Source organism: Cupriavidus gilardii, from assembly GCF_008801915.1.
GTDB lineage: Bacteria > Pseudomonadota > Gammaproteobacteria > Burkholderiales > Burkholderiaceae > Cupriavidus > Cupriavidus gilardii.
Window position 1 is genome coordinate 83,065 of the sequence record NZ_VZOV01000019.1, and the last position, 21,253, is coordinate 104,317.

The 21,253-nt window shown below is 67.3% G+C and carries 20 protein-coding genes; 12 read left to right on the top strand and 8 right to left on the bottom strand.

Features of this window, described 5'->3' with window-relative positions:
* Genes F7Q96_RS20090 through F7Q96_RS20100 form a run of 3 tightly spaced genes read left to right on the top strand, consistent with a single transcriptional unit; the run spans nt 1 to nt 1,117 of the window.
* Nucleotides 1–354 (top strand): 2Fe-2S iron-sulfur cluster-binding protein, encoded by a 354-nt coding sequence (locus F7Q96_RS20090; RefSeq protein ID WP_053823604.1) that lies wholly within the window; start codon nt 1–3, stop codon nt 352–354.
* Nucleotides 355–379: 25 nt separating this feature from the next.
* Nucleotides 380–673 (top strand): hypothetical protein, encoded by a 294-nt coding sequence (locus F7Q96_RS20095; protein ID WP_053823603.1) that lies wholly within the window; start codon nt 380–382, stop codon nt 671–673.
* Nucleotides 674–721: 48 nt separating this feature from the next.
* Nucleotides 722–1,117 (top strand): 2Fe-2S iron-sulfur cluster-binding protein, encoded by a 396-nt coding sequence (locus F7Q96_RS20100; RefSeq protein WP_151023186.1) that lies wholly within the window; start codon nt 722–724, stop codon nt 1,115–1,117.
* Nucleotides 1,118–1,265: 148 nt separating this feature from the next.
* Here F7Q96_RS20100 and F7Q96_RS20105 read toward each other — a convergent pair whose 3' ends face one another.
* Together F7Q96_RS20105 and F7Q96_RS20110 are read right to left on the bottom strand one after the other, a co-directional pair.
* A complete protein-coding gene (locus F7Q96_RS20105) occupies nt 1,266–1,451 on the bottom strand; it encodes a hypothetical protein (protein WP_006575737.1) in 186 nt (61 codons plus the stop codon).
* A gap of 172 nt (nt 1,452–1,623) precedes the next feature.
* Nucleotides 1,624–2,331, bottom strand: coding sequence for a DUF2062 domain-containing protein (locus tag F7Q96_RS20110; protein WP_226995036.1), 708 nt, complete (start codon nt 2,329–2,331; stop codon nt 1,624–1,626).
* A gap of 241 nt (nt 2,332–2,572) precedes the next feature.
* Here F7Q96_RS20110 and F7Q96_RS20115 point away from each other — a divergent pair, with 241 nt between their 5' ends.
* Entirely contained in the window at nt 2,573–4,666 is a 2,094-nt protein-coding gene (locus F7Q96_RS20115) for a TonB-dependent receptor (protein WP_053823602.1), read from the top strand.
* Here F7Q96_RS20115 and F7Q96_RS20120 read toward each other — a convergent pair.
* The 3 genes from F7Q96_RS20120 to F7Q96_RS20125 form a co-directional block, all read right to left on the bottom strand.
* Complete coding sequence (locus F7Q96_RS20120; RefSeq protein ID WP_144425930.1) at nt 4,638–5,024, bottom strand: hypothetical protein; 387 nt, start codon at nt 5,022–5,024, stop codon at nt 4,638–4,640. The genes F7Q96_RS20115 and F7Q96_RS20120 overlap by 29 nt on opposite strands.
* A gap of 206 nt (nt 5,025–5,230) precedes the next feature.
* Nucleotides 5,231–5,380, bottom strand: coding sequence for a hypothetical protein (locus F7Q96_RS26890; protein ID WP_158507280.1), 150 nt, complete (start codon nt 5,378–5,380; stop codon nt 5,231–5,233).
* Between the two features lie 46 nt (nt 5,381–5,426).
* Nucleotides 5,427–6,317 carry a LysR family transcriptional regulator gene (locus tag F7Q96_RS20125; RefSeq protein WP_053823600.1) on the bottom strand — a complete coding sequence of 297 codons (891 nt, stop codon included), beginning with the start codon at nt 6,315–6,317 and terminating at the stop codon, nt 5,427–5,429.
* A gap of 107 nt (nt 6,318–6,424) precedes the next feature.
* Between F7Q96_RS20125 and F7Q96_RS20130 the strand changes: the two genes are divergently transcribed.
* The 4 genes from F7Q96_RS20130 to F7Q96_RS20145 all read left to right on the top strand — a co-directional run bounded on the left by F7Q96_RS20130 (nt 6,425) and on the right by F7Q96_RS20145 (nt 11,503).
* Nucleotides 6,425–7,978 (top strand): AMP-binding protein, encoded by a 1,554-nt coding sequence (locus tag F7Q96_RS20130; RefSeq protein WP_053823599.1) that lies wholly within the window; start codon nt 6,425–6,427, stop codon nt 7,976–7,978.
* 62 nt (nt 7,979–8,040) lie between these two features.
* The gene (locus F7Q96_RS20135) at nt 8,041–9,252 is read left to right on the top strand and encodes an acyl-CoA dehydrogenase family protein (protein ID WP_053823598.1); all 1,212 of its coding nucleotides are present in this window, start codon (nt 8,041–8,043) and stop codon (nt 9,250–9,252) included.
* Nucleotides 9,253–9,357: 105 nt separating this feature from the next.
* Entirely contained in the window at nt 9,358–10,341 is a 984-nt protein-coding gene (locus tag F7Q96_RS20140; RefSeq protein WP_053823597.1) for a tripartite tricarboxylate transporter substrate binding protein, read from the top strand.
* 13 nt (nt 10,342–10,354) lie between these two features.
* Nucleotides 10,355–11,503, top strand: a complete 1,149-nt coding sequence (locus F7Q96_RS20145; RefSeq protein WP_053823596.1) for a CaiB/BaiF CoA transferase family protein — start codon at nt 10,355–10,357, stop codon at nt 11,501–11,503.
* An 87-nt stretch (nt 11,504–11,590) separates the two neighbouring features.
* Here the strand turns inward: F7Q96_RS20145 and boxA are convergent, their stop codons facing one another.
* The 3 genes from boxA to boxC all read right to left on the bottom strand — a co-directional run bounded on the left by boxA (nt 11,591) and on the right by boxC (nt 16,149).
* Entirely contained in the window at nt 11,591–12,880 is a 1,290-nt protein-coding gene (gene boxA / locus F7Q96_RS20150) for a benzoyl-CoA 2,3-epoxidase subunit BoxA (RefSeq protein WP_053824563.1), read from the bottom strand.
* Nucleotides 12,881–12,988: 108 nt separating this feature from the next.
* Nucleotides 12,989–14,416, bottom strand: a complete 1,428-nt coding sequence (gene boxB, locus F7Q96_RS20155; RefSeq protein ID WP_053823595.1) for a benzoyl-CoA 2,3-epoxidase subunit BoxB — start codon at nt 14,414–14,416, stop codon at nt 12,989–12,991.
* 74 nt (nt 14,417–14,490) lie between these two features.
* Nucleotides 14,491–16,149: a 2,3-epoxybenzoyl-CoA dihydrolase gene (gene boxC, locus F7Q96_RS20160; protein WP_053823594.1), complete on the bottom strand. Its 1,659-nt coding sequence runs from the start codon at nt 16,147–16,149 to the stop codon at nt 14,491–14,493.
* Nucleotides 16,150–16,544: 395 nt separating this feature from the next.
* On the opposite strand from boxC, the gene F7Q96_RS20165 reads away from it, so the two are divergent.
* The 4 genes from F7Q96_RS20165 (at nt 16,545) to F7Q96_RS20180 (ending at nt 21,212) form a co-directional block, all read left to right on the top strand.
* Nucleotides 16,545–17,039, top strand: a complete 495-nt coding sequence (locus tag F7Q96_RS20165; RefSeq protein ID WP_151023188.1) for a DUF4863 family protein — start codon at nt 16,545–16,547, stop codon at nt 17,037–17,039.
* Nucleotides 17,036–18,604 carry a 3,4-dehydroadipyl-CoA semialdehyde dehydrogenase gene (locus F7Q96_RS20170; protein WP_053823593.1) on the top strand — a complete coding sequence of 523 codons (1,569 nt, stop codon included), beginning with the start codon at nt 17,036–17,038 and terminating at the stop codon, nt 18,602–18,604. The genes F7Q96_RS20165 and F7Q96_RS20170 overlap by 4 nt, the downstream gene beginning before the upstream one ends.
* A gap of 71 nt (nt 18,605–18,675) precedes the next feature.
* Nucleotides 18,676–20,409: a benzoate-CoA ligase family protein gene (locus tag F7Q96_RS20175; protein ID WP_226995035.1), complete on the top strand. Its 1,734-nt coding sequence runs from the start codon at nt 18,676–18,678 to the stop codon at nt 20,407–20,409.
* Nucleotides 20,406–21,212: an alpha/beta fold hydrolase gene (locus F7Q96_RS20180; protein WP_053823592.1), complete on the top strand. Its 807-nt coding sequence runs from the start codon at nt 20,406–20,408 to the stop codon at nt 21,210–21,212. Before F7Q96_RS20175 ends, F7Q96_RS20180 begins: the two co-directional genes overlap by 4 nt.
* Nucleotides 21,213–21,253 lie beyond the last annotated feature (41 nt).

A 21,253-nucleotide genomic window follows, 5' to 3' on the forward strand; every position in this document is an offset into this window, starting at 1 on the left:
ATGCCCAAGGTTCTTCTTCACCGGCACGGCCAGGTTCACAGCGACGAGGTCGCGCCCCGCACCAATCTGGTGGTGCGTGCCGGGATCCGGCAGTTTCCCTATCCGAACCTGCGCTACGAGTGCGGCATGGGCAAGTGCTCGAAATGCGCCTGCCGCGTGCTCGCCGGCGCCGAACACCTGCCGCCGCCGAACTGGAAAGAGAAAAAGCAGTTGGGCGAGCGGCTCGAGCAGGGCTACCGGCTGATCTGCCAGCTCTGGATCGAACACGACATCGAGCTGGCGCAGGACGAACTGTCGCCGGCCGAGGAAGCCGCCGACGCCGCGGGCCGCGTACCGGCCGGGATCAAGGCCTGATGGCCGGCATCGTGAACCGCAAGCCATGTACGTGATCCTGACCAGCCGCCCCGGCCAGTTCCGCACCGAGCCGGTCGACGGCATCACGCCGGTGGAACGCTACGAGTACCGCTTCTACGGCAAACCCACCGTGCGCTTCGTCATCGCCCGGCTCGAGCACGAGGCCAAGGTCCGCGTGGTCGAGGAAACGCCGCCCGGCATCGTCAACCACGTCCCGACCAAGTTCCTGGACAAGTACGCCACCGTCGAAGCGGCGCGCGAGGAACTGCGCCGGCTCGCCTCGTTCGGCAGCATGGAACTGACGCTGGTCGCCATCTGACATCCGACATCCCGAAATCCCGAACACGCTCTCTCGCAGCGCATCGCCATGATCCAGATCACCTTCGTCAGCAACAACGGCAAGACCGCCACCGCCCCGCCCAACAGCAACCTGCTGCGCGTCTCGCTGCGCGAACAGGGCGGCATCCCGTTCAAGTGCGGCGGCGGCCTTTGCGGGACCTGCAAGTGCCATATCGACAGCGGCCTCGAACACACCGACGAGGTCAAGGCCAAGGAGAGAAAACTGCTGACTGAGCAGGAACTGGCGAGCGGCCACCGGCTCGCCTGCCAGACCTTCGTCAACGGCGACATCAGCGTGTCGTGGCAGCCGCGCCCGCCCGCGGCGGCGGTGAGCCGCCCCGCCCCGGCCCCTGCACGCGCCGACGCGGCCGCCTCCGGCGGTTCGGAGGAAACCCCGAAGGAATCGGAAGGCAGCGCACGCTGATCGGCCCGACAAAAAAACCGGCCCGGCATCGGTCCCGCAGCGCATTGCTGCGAGGCCGATGCCGGGCCGGTTTCTTGTTGGGTGACCCTATCGCTTGCCGCGACGCGACAGCGGGGGACTATCGCGATGCAGGGGTCGAGCCGGCTGCTTAGCCGTTCGCGAAGACGATCTTGGCCTTGCGGGCGTCCGACTGCAGACGGGCCAGCACGCCTTGCACGGCGGCGATGGCGCGCTTGACGTCGTAGGCAAAGCCCAGGCGCGGCGCGTCGAGTTCACGCTCGATCAGGTCACGTTCGAGTTGATCGGTCAGCTTGATATCGGATTGGGTGTTCATGGCGTCCTTCCTTTCAGGGATAACCCTTATGGGGTTTTCCCGAATTGTAGGCAAAGGATTGACGCATTGCAACATTAGGTAGAAATGCGTATGCCGGAAAGCAACATCTACAGCAAAACCGCGGACATCACTTGGCGCAAACGCCACCCGTTCCATCGGCCGCGTGCTTCGGTCAACGCTTGGCGGGAGGCTGTCCGCCACCGGGCTTCCCTTCCCCTCGCGCCGCTCTGACACGCCGGCGCCGAACCAGCCGGGTGCGCAGCGCCCAGACCCAGGACACGCCGAAATAGAAGACCACGCTGGTCACGCTCGCCATCAGCGCCAGCCCCAGCAACAGCGGTTTGCCGACGCCCAGCAAGCGGCGGCGGGTTTCCGTCCACCAGCTCTCCTTCTCCACCTCGGCGGGCGCCGCCGCCGGGCCGCCGCCTCCCGGAACGAGATTGACCATCGGGCCCGGTTCGGCAACTGCCGCCAGCGCTTCCGGCGCCGGTGGCGGACCGCCTTCTCCGAGCACCGCGCTGCCAAGCCGCCACGCGGCGTAGTAGATCGGCCCGAAGGTCAGCGGGTTGCTGACGAAGGTGCTGGCCACCGCGGCCGGTACGTTGGCTCGCAAGGCGACCGCCACCGCGCCGCTCATCGGGATTTGCGCAATCGGCAGCAGCAGGCCGAAGAACAGGCCCAGCGCGACGCCGAGCGCGATGCCGCGGCGGCTGACATGCCATAGGCGGGGGTGCTGCAGGATCGGCCCCATCCAGCGCAGCCACCGGTGCTGTTGCAGCCGTTCGGGATCGGGAAAGAACCGGCGGAAATGGCGGAACGGCGAGGAACTGTGCGGGTTACGGGAGGTGGACGACGGACGGCGGGAACGAAGCGGAGGCATTGGTAACGGGGACGGCTGACTACCGTGCAAGCATACGCCCGCGGGGCCCTGGCGGACGCTGCCAGTCGCGAATTCTCCATGGCCACGCAGCGTGGTACCGGCCGCGGTACGCGTTGAAATCTGCACTTTGCATGCTTGCACCGTTGGCCGCACCCCACGAACGGGTGATTAGGCAGTTGACCGCATATCTTGTAATGATAATAATTCGCATTCCCTTAAAAATATTACAGTTCATTACAAAATGCGAGCCAAGCGTCACCCGATCACCGCCGCCCTGCTGGCGGCGTCCGTTCTTTCCCCTGCCGCCGTCCGGGCCCAGGCCACCGAAACGCTGCCCGAAGTCAAGGTCAAGGCCAGCGCAAGCCGCGAGCTGGGCGAGGGCTACAACCCGCCCGATACCGTCACCGCCACCAAGATGGATGTCCCGCTGCGCGACGTGCCGCAGACGGTCAACGTGGTGACGGCCGAGGTCATGCGCGACCAGCACGCGGCCTCGATCCAGGACACGCTGAAGAACGTGCCGGGGGTGGGTTTCTCGCATGGGGATGGACAGCGCGACCAGGTCACGATCCGCGGCTTCACCGCGATCGCCGACCAGTTCGTCGACGGCATCCGGGACGACGCGCTGTATTTCCGCGACCTGTCGAACGTCGAGCGGATCGAGGTGATCAAGGGACCGGCCGCCGTGCTGTACGGCCGCGGCTCGTCGGGCGGCCTGATCAACCGCGTGACCAAGAAGCCGGGCCTGGACATCACCGATCTGAGCCTCAGTTACGGCTCGTGGGCGGACCGGCGCGGCGAGGTCGACGTCGGCCGCGTGTTCGGCGATGGCGCGGCGGCGTTTCGCATCACCGGCGCCGTGCAGCGCGCCGACAGCTACCGCTCGCAGCAGTTTCTGGACCGCACCGCGATCGCGCCGTCGCTGGACCTGAAGCTCGCACCGGATACCAAGCTGCTGCTGCAGGCCGACTATCTGGAAGACCGGCGCGTGACCGACTTCGGCATCCCGGCGTTCAACGGCCGTCCGGTCGAGGTGCCGGCGTCCACCTACTACGGCGCGGCCAATGCACGCGACGCCGACTACAGCCAGTCGCGCGTGTACTCGGGCACCGCCACGCTGACGCATCGCTTCAACGACCAATGGTCGATCCGCAATGCCACGCGCTACTACCACTATTCGCTGGACCGCAACAACACGCTGCCGGGGACCGTCAACGCGGCGCGGCGCACGGTGTCGCTGAACCGCTCCAACGTCTACCGCGAGGAGCATGGCTGGTTCAACCAGACCGACCTGACGCAGAAGGCCACGCTGTTCGGCATGAAGCACGAACTGCTGTACGGCGTCGAGGTCGGCCAGCAGAACAAGGACCTGGTCAACTATTCGCGCACTAACTTCACGGAGGTGGACCTGTTCAATCCGGTGCTGCCGACTGTGCCGCGCTTGATCGGCGGCACGCCCGGCACCACCAACCGCGGCACCTTCAAGACGCTGGGTCTCTACACCCAGGACATGATCACGCTGAGCGAACAATGGAAGGCGCTGGTCGGCATCCGCTACGACCGCTTCGAGCAGGAGACCGTCGACCGCCGCCCGAACCAGCGCGGCCTGGCGCGTACCGACAACGCGTGGAGCCCGCGCGCCGGCCTGGTGTGGCAGCCGTCGAAGACGCAGTCGTACTACCTGTCATGGAGCCGCTCGTTCCAGCCGTCGGGCGAAGCCTTTTCGCTGGCCGCCAATAACGCCGAGCTGGCCCCGGAAAAAACCAGCAATACCGAGATCGGCGCCAAATACGATTTCCTCGACGGCCGCCTCAGCACCACGGTGTCGGTATTCCGGCTGGAACGCACCAATATCAAGGTGGCCAACGCCACCGGCACCGCGCTGATGCCGATCGGCGAACAGCGCACCGACGGTGCCGAGCTGACCGTCGCCGGCGATCTGGGCCGGGGCCTGAAGGTGCTGGCCGGCTACGCCTACCTCGATGCGCAGGTCACCCGCTCGAGCAGTGCGCTCGAAGGCAAGCGTGCCACGCTGACGCCCCGCCATAGCGGCAATGTCTGGGTCACCAAGGAACTCGGGCACGGCTTCGGCATCGGCGGCGGCCTGAACCTGGTCGGCGCGCGCATGGCCGATCCGCAAAACACCGTGACGCTGCCCGGCTATGTCACGGCCGACATGATGGCGTGGTACCGGCGCGGACCGATGGAGCTGCAGCTGAACCTGTACAACCTGTTCGACAAGGGCTATATCGTGTCGGGCCACGGTTCGAGCCCGAACCTGAACCTGCCGGGCGCGCCGCGCAGCGTCATGGCGACGTTGCGGTACCGGATGTAGAGACTGGCAGCACCAGCGTCGGCGTGGGTCCGATCGGTTTCGCGGACCCGCCCGGCGTTGGGACGTCAGTTGGGCCGGATTGGCGCTGCGCCACCGCCCGGGCGCTGCGCCGCATGTTCAGATCATCGACGTACTGCATGCAGCCGGCGCGAAAGTCCGGCTGTACCGCTTCGCAGGACCGGGCATGACGCACGTCGTGCATCAGCGCCCACGCATAGCCCTGGAACAGCTCCGCGCACGGCGCGGCGCAAGGCCTGCCGCCAAAATGCTCGCCATCCGCGTGAAAACCCGGAGCCAACGCGGCGATCGGCGCGTTCGTCAGCGTGCCCTTGACCTGTGCCGCGCCCATCAGCATCACGGCAATGGTTCCGGCTCCGAGCAGAAAGACTGAGAATTTCATCGTATCGGCATTGGCGCTGGCTCGCGCCGACCCCTTTTGTATTTATGCGACCCATTTTGGCCAATACAAATACAACAACGACGGGCTTGCCGATATGAAATCTTTTTAAATCTCTGTGTCCGTTGTATTTTTGCTGGTCCGCGAAAACCAGGACCGGAATCCGCCTAGGTTTTGGCGGCAATCGCGCCGGCCGGCCCCGGCAATGCAGCGGCAATGGCAAAGGGAACGAGGAATAGCCCGATATTCACGGTGTGGTGGTCCCACAAATGGTCGGTGCAACGGTGCTCCAGTATAGCGGCGGGCAGGCGTGCCATTACCCTTCCCTTTTCTGCTGCACATTCGTAATGCCGGCACACTGACCTATATCGCCCTCGCCTGCAGAATCGCCACCATCCGCTGCGCCAGCGGCGACAAATAGGCGCCGGCGCGCGCGATGACACCAACGCGCCGGCGCAGATCGAGTTCTTCGCTGCTCAACTGCAGCGCCCGAAAACCCGCGAGCGGCCGCGCCATCTGCGCGCCGGCGATGCTCAGCATGCGCGTGCCCCGCATCAGATAGAACAGCGAGGCGCTGCCGAAGTCCGATTCGACGCGCAGGTTCGGCGGCGGCAGGCCGCGCTGCTGAAAAGCCGCTTCGAGCTGCTGGCGCAGCAGGATATGCGCACCGGGCAGCAGCCATTCCTGCTCGACCAGGTCGGCAAGCCGCAGCCCGCGCTTGCCATGCAATGGATGCGACTCGTCGGCGACCACCGCCAGCGTGTCGTCGAACAGATCGTGGACGACAAACTCGTCGGTCCGCTGGCGCGGCACCGGCGCGATGGCCAGATCGAGTTCACCGGACAGCAGCGGATCCATCAGGTCGCGCGCCATCCGCCGTGTCAGCCGCAGCCGCGCGACGGGCCGCTCCTGCATCAGCTGGCGGCACGAGTCCAGCACCACCGGGTTTGGGATCGACGGCGAATAGCCGAGCCGCAGCACGCCCTGCTCGCCGGTGCGGATGCCGCGCATCTCGGCGAGCGCGTCCTCATATTCCAGCCGGATGCGCCGGGCGCGCTCGATAAAGGCCGCACCCGCCTGGGTCGGCCGCATGCCCAGCGCGGTGCGCTCGAACAGCGGCAGGCCGATCTGCCCTTCCACCCGCTGCACCGCCTTGGTCAGTGCCGGCTGGCTCATGCCGAGCGCCTCGGCGGCCCGGCCGATGCCGCCATGGGCGGCCACCTCCAGCACGTACTCCAGATCGCGTGTCTCCATGCCGCTTCCCTCGCATTCCCGTCGGTTATGGCTTTATTTCCAATGCAGCATTGTAGTGATGTCTCGCGTCTTCCAAACTGCCGCCAAAGCAGATCAAGGAGACATCGATGACCTTCGCCTATTTCCTGCGGCGTGCCGCGCGCTATTGGGGCGACCGCCCTGCGGTGCTGTATCGCGACCGCGCGCTCAGCTATCGCCAGCTGGACGAGCGCTCGACCCGGCTGGCCAACGCGCTGCTGGGACTGGGCCTGATCAAGGGCGACCGCGTCGCGGTGCAGTCGCGCAATTGCACCGAGCTGGTCGAGATCGAATGCGCGCTGTTCAAGGCCGGGCTGGTCAAGGCGGCGCTCAATCCGCGCTTTACCGCCGCCGAGGCGACCCAGGTGGTAGAGAACTGCGGGCCGCGCGTGATGATCGCCGGCCGCGGCTACACCGGTTATGGCCCGCAGACGGCCGGCTTCGGCTCGGTCGAGACCTTTATCGCGATCGGCGAATCCGCGCCCGGCTATCTGGACTACGAGGAAGTGGTCAGCCGTGGCGGCACCGAGGCGCCCGATTACACGCCGCAGGCGTCCGACCTCGCGGTGCTGCACTTCTCGTCCGGTTCGACCGGCAAGATCAAGGCCGCGATGCAGAGCTACGGCAACCGCATCGCGTCGCTGCGCAAGATCGTGCTGGGCATGGACCGCCCTGCCCGTTCGGGCGACCGGCTGGCCTTGATCGGCCCGGTCACGCACGCATCGGGCATGCTGATGCAGCCCTATCTGTATTGCGGCGCGACGCTGGTGCTGTTCGACAAGTTCGAGCCGGCGCATTTCCTCGCCGAGATCGCCCGCCTGCGCATCACCCATGTGTTCATGGTGCCGGCGATGATCAATATGGTGCTGGCCGAGCCATCGCTGGCCAGCGCCGACCTGTCCAGCCTGAAGACGCTGGCCTATGGCGCCGCGCCGATGGCCCCGGCCCGCATTCGCGAGGCGTGGGAGCGCATCGGCCCGATCCTGTCGCAGGGCTATGGCGCCAGTGAATCGACCTCCGGGGTCACGCGCCTGTCCACCGCCGATCATGCCGATGCGCTGGCCAACCGCCCCGAGCGCCTGGCCTCGTGCGGCCGCGCGATGGGCGAGACCGAGGTGCGCGTGGTCAACGAGCGCGGCGAGGAAGTCAGCGGCGACGAGATCGGCGAACTGGTGATCCGCGGCGAGGACGTGTTCCAGGGCTACTGGGGCGAGCCCGAGCTGACCCGCGAGGTGCTGATCGACGGCTGGCTGCATACCGGCGACCTGGCCCGCGTCGACGAGGAAGGCTTCATCTACCTGGTCGACCGCAAGAAGGACATGATCATTTCCGGCGGCTTCAACGTCTACCCGACCGAGGTCGAAGCGACGCTGTACCAGCATCCCGACGTGATGGAAGCCTGCGTGATCAGCGTGCCCGATGCGACCTGGGGCGAGAGCGTCAAGGCCGTGGTCACGCTGTGGCCGGGGCGCGAACTGAGCGCGGCCGACCTGATCGCGCATTGCCGCGCGCGCATCGCCGATTACAAGACGCCGCGCTCGATCGACTTCGTCAGCGAGCTGCCGAAAAACGCCAGTGGCAAGCTCGCCCGCAAGCTGGTGCGGGAGCGCTATTGGCAAGGTCAGGAACGGCGCGTGAACTGACGCCTGAGTTGAAACCTGAGCCGACACGCGACCCACCGCCTACGACACCAAGGAACGACACCATGTTCGAATACCTGACCAATCCCGTGCTGGTCGAGACGCGGGCCGCCATCCGGCGCTTCATCGAAGAGGAACTGCGCCCGATGGAGCAAGAGCTCGGCCTGGGCTCGGAAGACCCGTGGCCGAAGGAGGTGCTGCGCCGCGTCTGGCGCCGCTCCAGCGAGCTGGGTCTTTACGCCGCCTGCCTGCCGGTCGAACTGGGCGGCAAGGGCCTGAATATCGCCGAGCAGTGCGCGCTGAAGGCCGACATCGCCGCCAGCGGCTGCTCGCTGGCGCCGCATGTGCTGGGCGACCTCGGCGGTCCGCCGCGCGTCGGCAATATGCTGAAGTACGCCACGCCGGAGCAGATCGAGCGCTATTTCGGCCCGGTGATCCGCGGCGAGCGCTCGACCTGCTTTGCGATGACCGAGCCGCATTCGGGGTCGGACGCGATGAGCATCTCGACGACCGCGGTGGCCGACGGCGACGAGCTGGTCATCAATGGCCACAAGCACTACATCAGCGGCGCCCCGTTCGCCGACTTCGCGATCGTGCTGTGCGTGACCGACGCCAGCACCACGCCGCCGTCGATCAGCGCGGTGCTGGTCGACCTCGACCTGCCGGGCGTCACCGTCGATACCGAATACACGCCGATGTCGGGCCAGCATATCGACGCCGATATCCGCATGGTCGATGTGCGGGTGCCGCGCAGCAATATCCTCGGCGGCGAAGGCAATGGCTTCAAGCTGAGCATGTCCCGCATCAACGTCAACCGGCTGCTGCATTGCCCGAGCATGCTGGGTCTGGCCACCAGCGTGTATCGCGCTTCGGTCGAGTACGCGGGCAAGCGCCGCCAGTTTGGCGGCCCGATCGCGCGGTTCCAGGCGATCCAGCATATGCTCGCCGATATGGCGGCGGCGCTGTGGGCATGCGAAGCGATGATCGCGCAGACCGCCGCGCTGGCCGACAGCGGCGCCGATCTGCGGATGAAGGCGGCGGCCTGCAAGCTGTTCGTGTCCGAACGCTGCTTCGAGATCGCCGACAAGGCGGTGCAGATCCACGGCAATGTGGGCGTCACGCGCGGGCACCCGGTCGAGCAGACGTTCCGCAAGCTGCGCATGTTCCGCATCTTCACGGGCACCAGCGAGATCCAGCGCAATACCATTGCGCGGGCGATTCTGGAGCCGCTGATGGAGCAGGCGGGGAAAGGGCGTGCGGGCGAGAAGGCTCGATAGGTAGCGCAGGGGTTTGTTGGGTGGCCATTGCGATCCCACCACGAGCCCCAACCAGGCAACGATCGACGCAGCCCCAGACTGCGCCATCAGTACAGGAGACAGCAAATGCATCGCAGAACATGGCTGGCCGCCGCGGGCGCCGCGGCACTGGGCGGCATCCTGCCGCGCGCGTACGCGGCCAACGACTATCCGAACCGGCCGATCCGGCTGATCGTGCCTTTTCTCGCCGGCACCTCGCCCGACAACATGGCGCGTGCGCTGTCGGCCGAGCTGGCACCGAAGCTCGGCCAGCCGCTGGTGGTCGAGAACATGCCCGGCGCGGGCGGCATCATCGGCGGCCGCGCGCTCAAGCGCGCCGCGGCGGACGGCTACACGCTCGGCGTGCTGGCCAACACGCACGTGATCAACATCCATATGTACAAGCAGATGCCGTACGACCCGGCGCGCGACTTCACCTGCATCGCGCCGCTGTCGGGCGGCCCGACCGCGCTGGTGGTGCCGGCTAACTCGCCGTACCGCACCGCGGCCGAACTGATCGCCGCGATGAAGCGCGCCCCGGGCAAGCTGAACTACGGCTCCGGCGGCAAGGGCAGCATCGCCCATCTGGCCGTCGAATCGATGCTGCACCAGACCGGCACCGAAGCGGTCCACGTGCCGTACAAGGGCGCGCCCGAGATCCTGACGGCGATGCTGACCGGGCAGACGCAGTTCGGCATGCCGGTGCTCAGCACCGCGACCTCGTACCTGCGCAACGGCCAGGTCCGCGCCCTCGCGGTGACCACGGCCGAGCGCTCGCGCTACTTCCCCGATGTGCCGACACTGGCCGAGGCGCTGCCGCCCGGCTTCGTGCTCGACAACTGGAGCGGCCTGTTCGCGCCGGCCAACCTGCCGCCGGCGCTGACCCAGCGTCTGTTCACCGCGATCAACGAGGTTCAGGCCAGCGGCAAGCTCGACGCGCTGCTCGAGGCCAGCGCGGGCGAGCTGCGCCGCAGCGCGTCGCCCGCGCAGTTCCGCGAGATGGTCTCCGCCGAGACCAAGCGCTATGCGTCGCTGATGCGCGATATCGGCATGACGGCCGATATCGGCTGAGCGGGCGCCGGCCATGAGATCGAGCAAGCCTTTGACCGCACCGTCCACCAAGCCCGACTGGTCCTGCCTGAAGGACGTCCGGATCATCGATCTGAGCCAGCTGCTGCCGGGCCCGCATGCGACGCTGCAGTTGCAGCAGCTGGGCGCCGAGGTGATCAAGGTCGAGCGGCCCGGCGTCGGCGACACCTCGCGCACGTTGAGCGCCTCGGTGTTCGCGCAGTTCAATCGCGGCAAGCGTTCGGTCGCGCTCGACCTGCAGCATGCCGACGGACGCGCGGCCTTCCTCGAGCTCGTGCGCGATGCGGATGCGGTCGTCGAGGGCTTTCGTCCCGGCGTGATGCAGCGGCTCGGCCTGGACTACGCCGAACTGGCCAAGGCCAATCCGGCCATCGTGCTGTGCTCGATCTCGGGTTTCGGCCAGACGGGGCCCTATGCCGAGCACGCCGGCCACGACCTGAACTATCTGGCGCTGGCCGGCTACTGGGCCGCCCCGGTACAGGTGCGCGACAAGGTCGCACGGCCGCGCGTGCGGGTGTCGGACTACGCCGCGTCCAGCTACGCGGCGCTGGCGCTGACCGTCGCCATTCTCAGCGCGCGCCAGCACGGGCGCGGCCAGCATCTCGATGTCTCGATCCACGATGCGATGCTGTCGTGGACCGCCCACGGCGCCTGGGCCGCGCGCCAGCATGCCGACACCCCGCTGCGCTCGCCGACGGTGATGCCGGAGAACGACCTGTTCGAGACGCGCGACGGCCGCCATCTGGCGCTCGGCATTCTGGAGAACAAGTTCTGGCTGAACCTGTGCGACGCCTTGGGCGACAAATTCCCCTCGCTGAAGGACCCGCGCTTCGTCGAGCGGGCCGGTCGCCAGCGCCACAAGGTCGAGGTCAACGCGCTGCTGGCGCAGATCTTCGTCAGCCGCACGCTGGCGCAATGGCTCGACCTGCTGGCCGGCGTCGATCTGCCGATCTCGCCGGTGCTCAATGCCGAGGAGCTGCTGCAGGACTCGCACGTGCAGGCGCGCGGCACGATTCGTGCGGTGTCGGACCCGGACCAGGATCGCATCGCGGTCCGCTTTCCGGTGCGCTTCTCGCTCGGCCTGCCCGATGGCGATGATCACGTGCCGGCGTTGGGCGAGCATCGCCCCAGCTGGACCGACTGAACGACGACAAGAACAAGGCCGGCGCCGCGTTTGCGCGGCGGCCGGCCTTGTGAACCTCCGAAGCCCAGGTCAGGGCGATACGCAAGCTCAGTACGTCTCCAGATGCAGCCGCCCTTCGCGCTTCAGCGAAGCGGCCACCGCTTCCCAATCGAGACCGGCCTGTTCGGCGATATCGCGCAGCGCCAGCACCACGCCCTCCTCCATGCTCTTGAGCCCGCAGACATAGAAGTAGCTGTCCGGATCGGCGAGCAGCTGCGCCAGGTCGGCGGCGCGTTCGCGCATCAGGTCCTGCACATAGCGCTTGGGCTGGCCCGGCGTGCGCGAGAACGCCAGGTTGATATCGATGAAGTCCTTCGGCAGGTTCTGCAGCGGACCGAAGTACGGCAATTCCTCCTGCGTGCGCGCGCCGAAGAACAGCATCAGCTTGCCACCGTCGAACTTGCCCGACTTGCGCAGCCGGCGGCGCCATTCGGTCATCGCCCGCATCGGCGCGCTGCCGGTACCGGTGCAGATCATCACGATGTTCGAGCGCGGATGGTTCGGCATCAGGAAGCTGTTGCCGAACGGGCCGATCACCTCGACCGTATCGCCGACCTGCAGGTCGCACAGATAGTTCGAGGCCACGCCGCGCACCGGATTGCCCTGATGGTCCTCGAGCACGCGCTTGATCGTCAGCGACAGGTTGTTGTAGCCCGGCCGCTCGCCATTGCGCGGGCTGGCCACCGAGTACTGCCGCGCATGATGCGGGCGGCCCTGCTCGTCGACGCCCGGCGGGACGATGCCGATCGACTGGCCCTCCAGCACCGGGAACGGCATCGCGCCGAAGTCCAGTACCAGGTGATGGGTGTCGTAGTCGCGCCCGACCTCGGTCACGCGCACATTGCCGACCACGGTGGCCGTGACCGACTTGATCGCCGCCTTCGGTCCGTACAGATTGGTGTAGCAATGCGCGGCCGACCATGGCGGCAGCGTCGCGCCGTATTGTGCGCTGTTGAACGGCGCGTTCTGAGCGAGGGCCGGATCGACCGGCTCTTCCACCGCCTCCAGCGCCTGCGCTTCGGCGATCGCCTCGGCACCTACGCCGCTGGCGGCCAGCTGCTCGCTGCTCAGTTCGTCGGGAAGCGTGTCCCAGCCAAGCTGCTCGTCCAGCGTATAGGGCCGCGAGCGCGGCACCATCCGCCAGTTGTCGATCGAGCCGGTCGGGCACGGCGACACGCAGGCCATGCACAGATTGCACTTGTCGGCGTCGACCACGTAGTTGCGCGAATCGTGCGTGATCGCGCCGACCGGGCAGGTCATCTCGCAGGTATTGCAGCGAATGCAGATCTCGGGGTCGATCAGATGCTGCTTGATGATTTGCATGTCTGCCATATCCATGGCCGTCTCCAGATGCTGCCGCGGCTCGGCGCTGCGTTCGGTCACGCGCGGTCGCTGTCGTTGTTGCTGGCGCTGTTGCGCCGATATTGCCGTTGCTCTCGCCGTCGCTCAGTTGAACCGCACGTATTCGAAATCCACCGGCTGGCGGTTGACGCCCATTGCCGGCGGCGCGATCCAGTTGGCGAACTTGCCCGGTTCCACCACGCGGCCCATCAGGCTGGCGACGAAGGCGCGGTCGTCTTCGGTCGGCAGCCACTGGCCGACATTGGCCTGCCATTCGGCGTCCGAGATCACGCGGCCGTCCGGCGACACCTTGACGCCGGCCAGCGCGCCGATATTGCGGTGGAAGGCCTTGTGCGGGACCTTGAGCCGGAACGGAATGCCGGCCTTGTCGATCACGCGGTTCCAGCGCTCGACGCCGGCCACGCTGTCCTTGATGTAGTCGTCGCGCAGCACCTCGTTCAGCGCGTTCAGCATCGGCACTTCCTTCTCGACCAGCTGACCGCCCGAGGCCTGCAGCACGCGATAGGTGCTGTCCTTGAGCAGATGGTCGTCGTTGCGCTTGCCTTCCTCGAAACGGCCCTTCAGACCGGTGCTGTAGAACGTCGCGGCATTGCTGGACTCGTCGGCGCCGAACAGGTCGATGGTCACGCTGTAGTGGAAGTTCAGGTAGCGCTGGATCGTCGGCAGGTCGATCACGCCGGCGGCGCGCAGCTTGGCCGGATCGTCGGTCTTCAGCTCGTTCATCACCTGGCAGGTGCGCTGGATCACGCGCGACACGCCCGATTCGCCGACGAACATGTGGTGCGCTTCCTCGGTCAGCATGAACCTGGTGGTGCGGGCCAGCGGATCGAAGGCGCTCTCGGCCAGCGCGCACAGCTGGAACTTGCCGTCGCGGTCGGTGAAGTAGGTGAACATGAAGAACGACAGCCAGTCCGGCGTGCGCTCGTTGAACGCCTGCAGGATGCGCGGGTTGTCCTGCTCGCCGCTGCGCCGCTCGAGCAGCGCCTCGCCTTCCTCGCGGCCGTCGCGGCCGAAGTACTTGTGCAGCAGATAGACCATCGCCCACAGGTGGCGGCCTTCCTCGACATTGACCTGGAACAGGTTGCGCAGGTCGTACATGCTCGGCGCGGTCAGGCCCAGATGGCGCTGCTGCTCGACCGAGGCCGGCTCGGTATCGCCCTGCGTCACGATGATCCGCCGCAGGTTGGCGCGGTATTCGCCCGGCACGTCCTGCCAGGCGTCCTCACCCTTGTGATCGCCGAAATGAATCTTGCGGCCCTGCTCCGCCGGGTTCAGGAAGATGCCCCAGCGATAGTCCGGCATCTTGACGTAGCCGAACTGCGCCCAGCCCTGCGGGTCCACGCTGATCGCGGTGCGCAGGTAGACGTCGAAGTTCTGCGAGCCGTCCGGGCCCATGTCGTTCCACCAGCTCAGGTAGTTCGGCTGCCACTGCTCCAGCGCGCGCTGCAGCGTGCGGTCCTCGCTGAGGTTGACGTTGTTGGGGATCTTGTCGCTGTAGTTGATACCGGACATCGTTGGTCTCCCGGTGATATGTCGCTGTGTCGCTGTGTGGTTGTGTCGTTCGTCGCCGCGTCGCCGGCCTGCGGTCAGACGCGGTTCCAGTCGAATGCCGCCTTGTCGCCCTTGCCGTAGACCTTCAGCGCGCCCTTGTCGCCGACGGCATTGGGCCGTTGGAAGATCCAGTTCTGCCAGGCGGTCAGCCGCCCGAAGATGCGCGTGAACATGGTCTCCTGGCCGTTGAAGCGCAGGTTCGCCTCCATGCCGGTCAGCGCGTCGGGCGACATCGCCACGCGTTCCTCGATCGCGATGCGCAGCTCGTCGGCCCAGTCGATATCGTCCGGGTTCGAGGTCGCCAGGCCCAGCGCGAAGGCGGCGTCCGCATCGAGCGGCTGGCCGGCCTTCGCGCGCACCGCTTCCAGCGCCGGCGCTTCGTCGTAGAAGCGGCGGCCCAGACGGCTCTGGCCGGTGGCCATTGGATAGAGGCCGAAGTTGGTTTCGCCGACGGTAATCTTTGGCGCGCGGGCCTCGTCGTCAGGCAGCGCCAGGTGGTAGATGCGATCGCAGGCCAGCGCCAGCTCCAGCAGCGAGCCGGCGAAGCAGGTGCCCTCGTCGACCAGCGCGAACAGGCTGCGCGATGACACATCGAGCCGGCTGAACGTGCGGCGCAGCAGCCCGATGGTCTCGCGCACCAGCCAGTGGTCGCGGTGCGCCAGCAGCGTGGCGTCCATCTGCAGCACGGCTTCCGCGTCGCCGGCCGTCTTGATCAGCCAGGTACCGATTTCCAGCTCGTTGGTGCGCATCGACAGGATCGCGTCCTCGAGCTCGCGCCCCAGCTGCAGCGGATACCACGAGGCGCCGGCCTCGGCGATCGCTGCCGGGGTCTGCGGCTGCGGGCCGCGCGGCGCGTGGATCGTGAAGGTCGCGGTGCGGGCGGCGCGGTCGATCTGCACGTCGACGTAGCCGTAGCGCAGCGCGTCGGCTTCGACGGTGCGCTCCAGCGGCGTCAGCGCGATGCCCTGCGCGTCGGCGGGGCGATCGCTCTGCGCGGCCAGCGCCAGCGCGCGCTCCTGCACCTTCTGCGCGAACACCGCGGGCTTGGCGATGTCGTCGACCAGGCGCCAGTCCTTGGCGCGCTGGCCGCGCACGCCTTCGGTCGTGGTGCAGAAGATATCGGCCACGTCGTGGCGCACATGGCGCTTGTCGGTGACGCGGGTCAGACCGCCCGTGCCGGGCAGCACGCCGAGCAGCGGCACTTCGGGCAGGCTGACGGCCGACGAGCGGTCGTCGACCAGCAGGATCTCGTCGCAGGCCAGCGCCAGCTCATAGCCGCCGCCGGCGCAGGCGCCGTTGACCGCGGCGAGGAATTTCAGGCCGCTGTGCTTCGAGGAATCCTCGATGCCGTTGCGCGTTTCGTTGGTGAACTTGCAGAAGTTGACCTTCCACGCGTGGCTGCTGACGCCGAGCATGAAGATATTGGCGCCGGAGCAGAACACCTTCTCCTTGCCGCTGGTGACCACCACGCTGCGCACTTCGGGATGTTCGAAACGGATACGGTTCAGCGCGTCATTCAGCTCGATGTCGACGCCGAGGTCGTAGCTGTTCAGCTTGAGCTTGTAGCCGGGACGCAGGCCGGCGTTCTCGTCGATGTCGAGCACCAGCGTGGCGACGGGTCCGTCGAACCGCAGCTTCAGGTGCTTGTATTGGGAAGGGTCGGTCTGGTAGTCGACGCGGGGGACCTGGGTCACGGCATTGTCTCCTGTTCTCTGTGCTGACATCGCTGTCTGTTCAGCCTGCGCGCCTCGTGCGGCAAAGCACGATAGTGCATGGATTGGAACCCGATGTCACGCATCATAGTGCATCGCGTCCGGCGACGTCAAGAATTATTGTGCATACACCTGGATCGCGGCCACGCTGCGCTTTACTTCATATGCGGTGCCCGGAGCCAGTGGCGGGTACGTCATGGCGATGCCCGTCTGTCCGCGTTCATCGGGGAGCCCGCCAGCGCATCCGCCGATAATCCTGCAATATAGTTCTTGACAGGCTCGGCGTCGACCTCTATGGTTTGCCCATGCACAATAATGCATTAAAAGCAGACGTGCAAACCGGTTAGGTTTTCCCCGACGTGACGGAGTGCTTGCCGATGTCCCCCACCCTCCCGCCGGCCGCCCAGGCCTTCCGCCAGCAATTGGCCGAACTGACTGCTCGCCTGGCCGGCCGTCCGCTCGACGCCGAGCTCGATGCCTGGCTCAACGCCGAATACGGCCCCGATACCGAGCCCTACCGCGCGCTGAAGGCCGCCTGCGAATCCGGCGTCGCCGAAGGCTGGCTATGCGATCGCGAAGGCGGCGGTATCCGCTATGGCCGCATCTTCAAACCCGCCGACGACCTGCACGGCTTTTCGGTCGACGTGGTCGACATGAACGATATCGCCGGCCCGCACCACACCCATCCCAATGGCGAAATCGACCTGATCATGCCGATCGAGGGCGAGGCCCGCTTCGACGGGCGGCCCGCCGGCTGGCTGGTCTGCCCGCCCGGCAGCGCGCATCGCCCCACGGTGTCGAACGGGCGCGCGCTGGTCCTTTATCTGCTGCCCGAAGGGCGCATCGAGTTCACCCGACAGGAGGCAGCATGAGCGAGTCGCTACCGAGCTATCTGGCCGGCCGCTGGCAGCATGGCAGCGGCAAGGGCGCGGCGTTGTTCGATCCCGTGCTCGGCGATGAACTGGCGCGCGTCGATGCCACCGGGCTCGATCTGGCCGAGGGCTTCGCCTTTGCACGCGAGCAAGGCGGCGCCGCGCTGCGGGCGCTGACGTATCGCGAGCGCGCGCAACTGCTGGGCGCGATCGTGCAGGTGCTGCAGCAACACCGCGACGCCTATTACGAGATCGCGACGGCCAACAGCGGCACGGTCAAGCGCGATTCCGCGGTCGATATCGATGGCGCGATCTTCACGCTCGGCAGCTATGCGAAGCTGGGCGAGACGCTCGGCGACCGGCGCTATCTGCTCGACGGGGAAGCGGCGCGCCTGGGCAAGGACCCGTTGTTCCAGTCGCAACACGTGCTGGTGCCCACGCGCGGCGTCGCGCTGTGCATCAACGCCTTCAACTTCCCTTCGTGGGGCCTGTGGGAAAAGGCCGCGCCGGCGCTGCTGTCCGGCGTGCCGGTGATCGTCAAGCCGGCCACGTCCACCGCCTGGCTGACGCACCGCATGGTTCGCGATGTGGTCGACGCCGGCATCCTGCCGCCGGGCGCGCTGTCGATCGTCTGCGGCAGTGCCGACGGCCTGCTCGACGCGCTGGAGCCCTTCGACGTGGTGTCGTTCACCGGCTCGGCGCAGACGGCCGCGCAGATCCGCTCGCATCCGGCGATCGCGCAGCGCTCGGTGCGCGTCAATATCGAGGCCGACAGCGTCAACTCGGCGCTGCTGCTGCCGGGCGAGGCCGGCGGCGACGATGCGCTGCCGCTGCTGGCGGCCGAAGTCGTGCGCGAGATGACGGTCAAGTCCGGGCAGAAATGTACGGCGATCCGCCGCGTGCTGGTGCCCGAGTCGCTGTACGACGCCGCCGCGGAAGCCATCACCGCCAGGCTGCGCGAGATCACCGTCGGCAATCCGCGCAACGCCGACGTCCGCATGGGGGCGCTGGTCAGCCGCGCGCAACTGGCCACGATACGCGAGGGCCTGGCGCAATTGCAGGCGCAGACGCAAACGCTGCACGATGGCGCGAACCAGCCGTTGATCGATGCCGACCCGGCCATCGCCTGCTGCATCGGTCCCACGCTGCTGGGCACGCGCGATCCCGACGGCAATGCGCTGGTGCATCAGGTCGAAGTATTCGGCCCGGTCGCCACGCTGATGCCCTATCGAGAACGGCAAGGCGACGATGGCATCGACGCCGGCCATGCCTTCGAGCTGGCACGCCGCGGCGAAGGCTCGCTGGTGGCGTCGCTCTATGGCAGCGACCCCGCGGCACTGGCCGCCGCGTCGCTGCAACTGGCCGACAGTCATGGCCGCGTCCACGTGATCTCGCCCGATGTCGCGCAGATGCAGACCGGCCACGGCAACGTCATGCCGCAATCGCTGCATGGCGGCCCCGGCCGCGCCGGTGGCGGCGAAGAGCTGGGCGGTCTGCGCGCGCTGAACTTCTACCATCGCCGCAGCGCCGTGCAGGCCAGCACGGCGGTGCTGGATCGGCTGTAAGGAGACACGCAGTACCAGTACCAGTATTTGCCGTATCGCAAGCATTCGTAGAACAGATGGGGAGACAACGCATGGCAGCCGCGACGACGACTACCGCGACCACGATCACGACAGGCGCACCGGGCTCCGACCCGCCGCCGGTGGTGGCGCCCACCACGCCCTTCAACTTCGCCCAGTACCTGCTGGACGCCAACAAGCATCGCGGCGACAAGACCGCCTATATCGACGACCACGGCCGGCTGCGCTACGACGAACTGGCCGAGCGCGTGCGCCGCTTCGCGACCGCGCTGCAAACCCTCGGCGTACGCCGTGAGGAACGCGTGCTGCTGCTGATGCACGACTGCAGCGATTGGCCGGTCTGCTTCCTCGGCGCGATCTATGCCGGCATCGTGCCGGTCGCGGTCAACACCCTGCTGACGCCGGATGACTACGCCTACATGCTGCGGCACAGCCGCGCCCGCGCCGCGCTGGTGTCGGCGGCGCTGCTGCCGGTGCTGGAACAGGCGATGGCGAAGGCGACGGCGGAAGGCGGCCATGAGCTCGACCACGTGATCGTGTCGCACGCCGAGGGTGCCCTGCCCGCCGGCACGGGCTCGCTCGATGCGCTGATTGCCGGGCACGCGCCGCAGCCCTCGGCGGCCGCCACCGGCCCCGATGACCCCGGCTTCTGGCTGTATTCCTCCGGCTCGACGGGCCGCCCCAAGGGCGTGCTGCACAGCCAGGCCAATCCGTACTGGACCGCCGAGCTCTATGCCAAACCCATTCTCGGCCTGACCGAGCACGACATCTGCTTCTCGTCGGCCAAGCTGTATTTCGCCTACGGCCTGGGCAACGGCCTGACCTTCCCGCTGAGCGTCGGCGCCACGGTCGTGCTGATGGCCGAGCGGCCGACGCCCGAGGCGATCTTCCGGCGCTGGCTCGACCACCGCGCCACGGTGTTCTTCGGCGCGCCGACCGGCTATGCCGGCATGCTCGCCTCGCCCGCACTGCCCGCCCGCGACCAGGTAGCGCTGCGGCTGTGCTCGTCGGCCGGCGAGGCGCTGCCCGCGGAGCTGGGCCAGCGCTTCACCGCGCATTTCGGCTGCGAGATCATCGATGGCATCGGCTCGACCGAGATGCTGCATATCTATCTGTCGAACCGCCCGGGCCAGGTGCGCTACGGCACCACCGGCTGGCCGGTACCCGGCTACACGGTCGAACTGCGCGACGAGGAAGGCCGGCCCGTGCCCGATGGCGAGGTCGGCGACCTCTATATCCAGGGGCCGAGCGCGGCGCTGATGTACTGGGGCAACCGCGACAAGTCGCGCGAGACCTTCCAGGGCTGCTGGACCAAGAGCGGCGACAAGTACGTGCGCAACGCCGATGGCACCTACTGCTATGCGGGCCGCAGCGACGACATGCTGAAAGTCAGCGGCATCTATGTATCGCCGTTCGAGGTCGAGGCCACGCTGATGCAGCATCCGGCGGTGCTGGAGGCCGCGGTGATCGGCGTCAACGACTCGCAGGGGCTGACGCGCACCAAGGCTTTCGTCGTGCTCAAGCCCGGCACGCAGTGCGGCGACGACGAACTGAAGGCCTTCGTCAAGGAACGGCTGGCGCCCTACAAGTACCCGAGGCTGATCGAGTTCGTCGACAGCCTGCCGAAGACCGCGACCGGCAAGATCCAGCGCTTCCGGCTGCGCGAGCGGGAACAAGAGCAAGGACAAGGGCAAGATCGGCGGCAAGGCCAGTGCGGCGCCGATGCGGTCGGATCGAACGTGCTGATTTCTTCCGATGGGCAACTGGCCCTGGCGGGGCTGCAATGAGCGCGCCGGTCGAATTCGCCGACATCGACTGGGCTGGCCGCCCGGTGCGGATCGAATACCAGCGGCTGGGCGAGCGGAACGCCGGCGCTCCGCTGCTGATCTTCCTGCACGAGGGCCTGGGCTCGGTGGCGATGTGGCGCGACTTTCCGCAGCGCGTCTGCGAGGCGCTGGGCTGCCGCGGCCTGGTCTACTCGCGGCCGGGCTATGGGCGCTCGACGCCGCGGGCCGCCGACGAGGTGTGGCACCCGGACTTCATGCACCGCCAGGCGCACGAGGTATTGCCTGCCCTCCTGACGGCGCTCGGCATCGATGCCGAGGCCGAGCCGCCCTGGCTGCTCGGACACAGCGATGGCGGCTCGATCGCGCTGCTGTACGCGGCGCGCTTTCCGTCGCGCGTGGCCGGGACCATCGTGCTGGCGCCGCATATCCTGGTCGAGAACCTGTCGGTCTCCAGCATCGAGAAGGCGCGCGAGGCCTACCTGAACACCGATCTGCGCCAGCGGCTGGCGCGCTATCACGACGACCCGGACTCGGCCTTCTGGGGATGGAATGGCATCTGGCTGCATCCACCGTTCCGCCACTGGTCGATCGAGGCCGAGATCGCCAGCATTGCCTGCCCGCTGCTGGCGGTGCAGGGGCTCGACGACGAGTACGGCACGCTCGAGCAGATTCGCGGCATCGCCCGCCGCGTACCGCAGACCCGCCTGCTCGAGCTGCCCGACTGCGGCCATTCGCCCCATCGCGACCAGCCGGGCGCGCTGATCGCGGCGATCGCCGATTTCGTCGGCGAGACGGTGCAGTAGTGGCTGCCGCAGGACCATCACCACGATGACAAGCGAGCCGT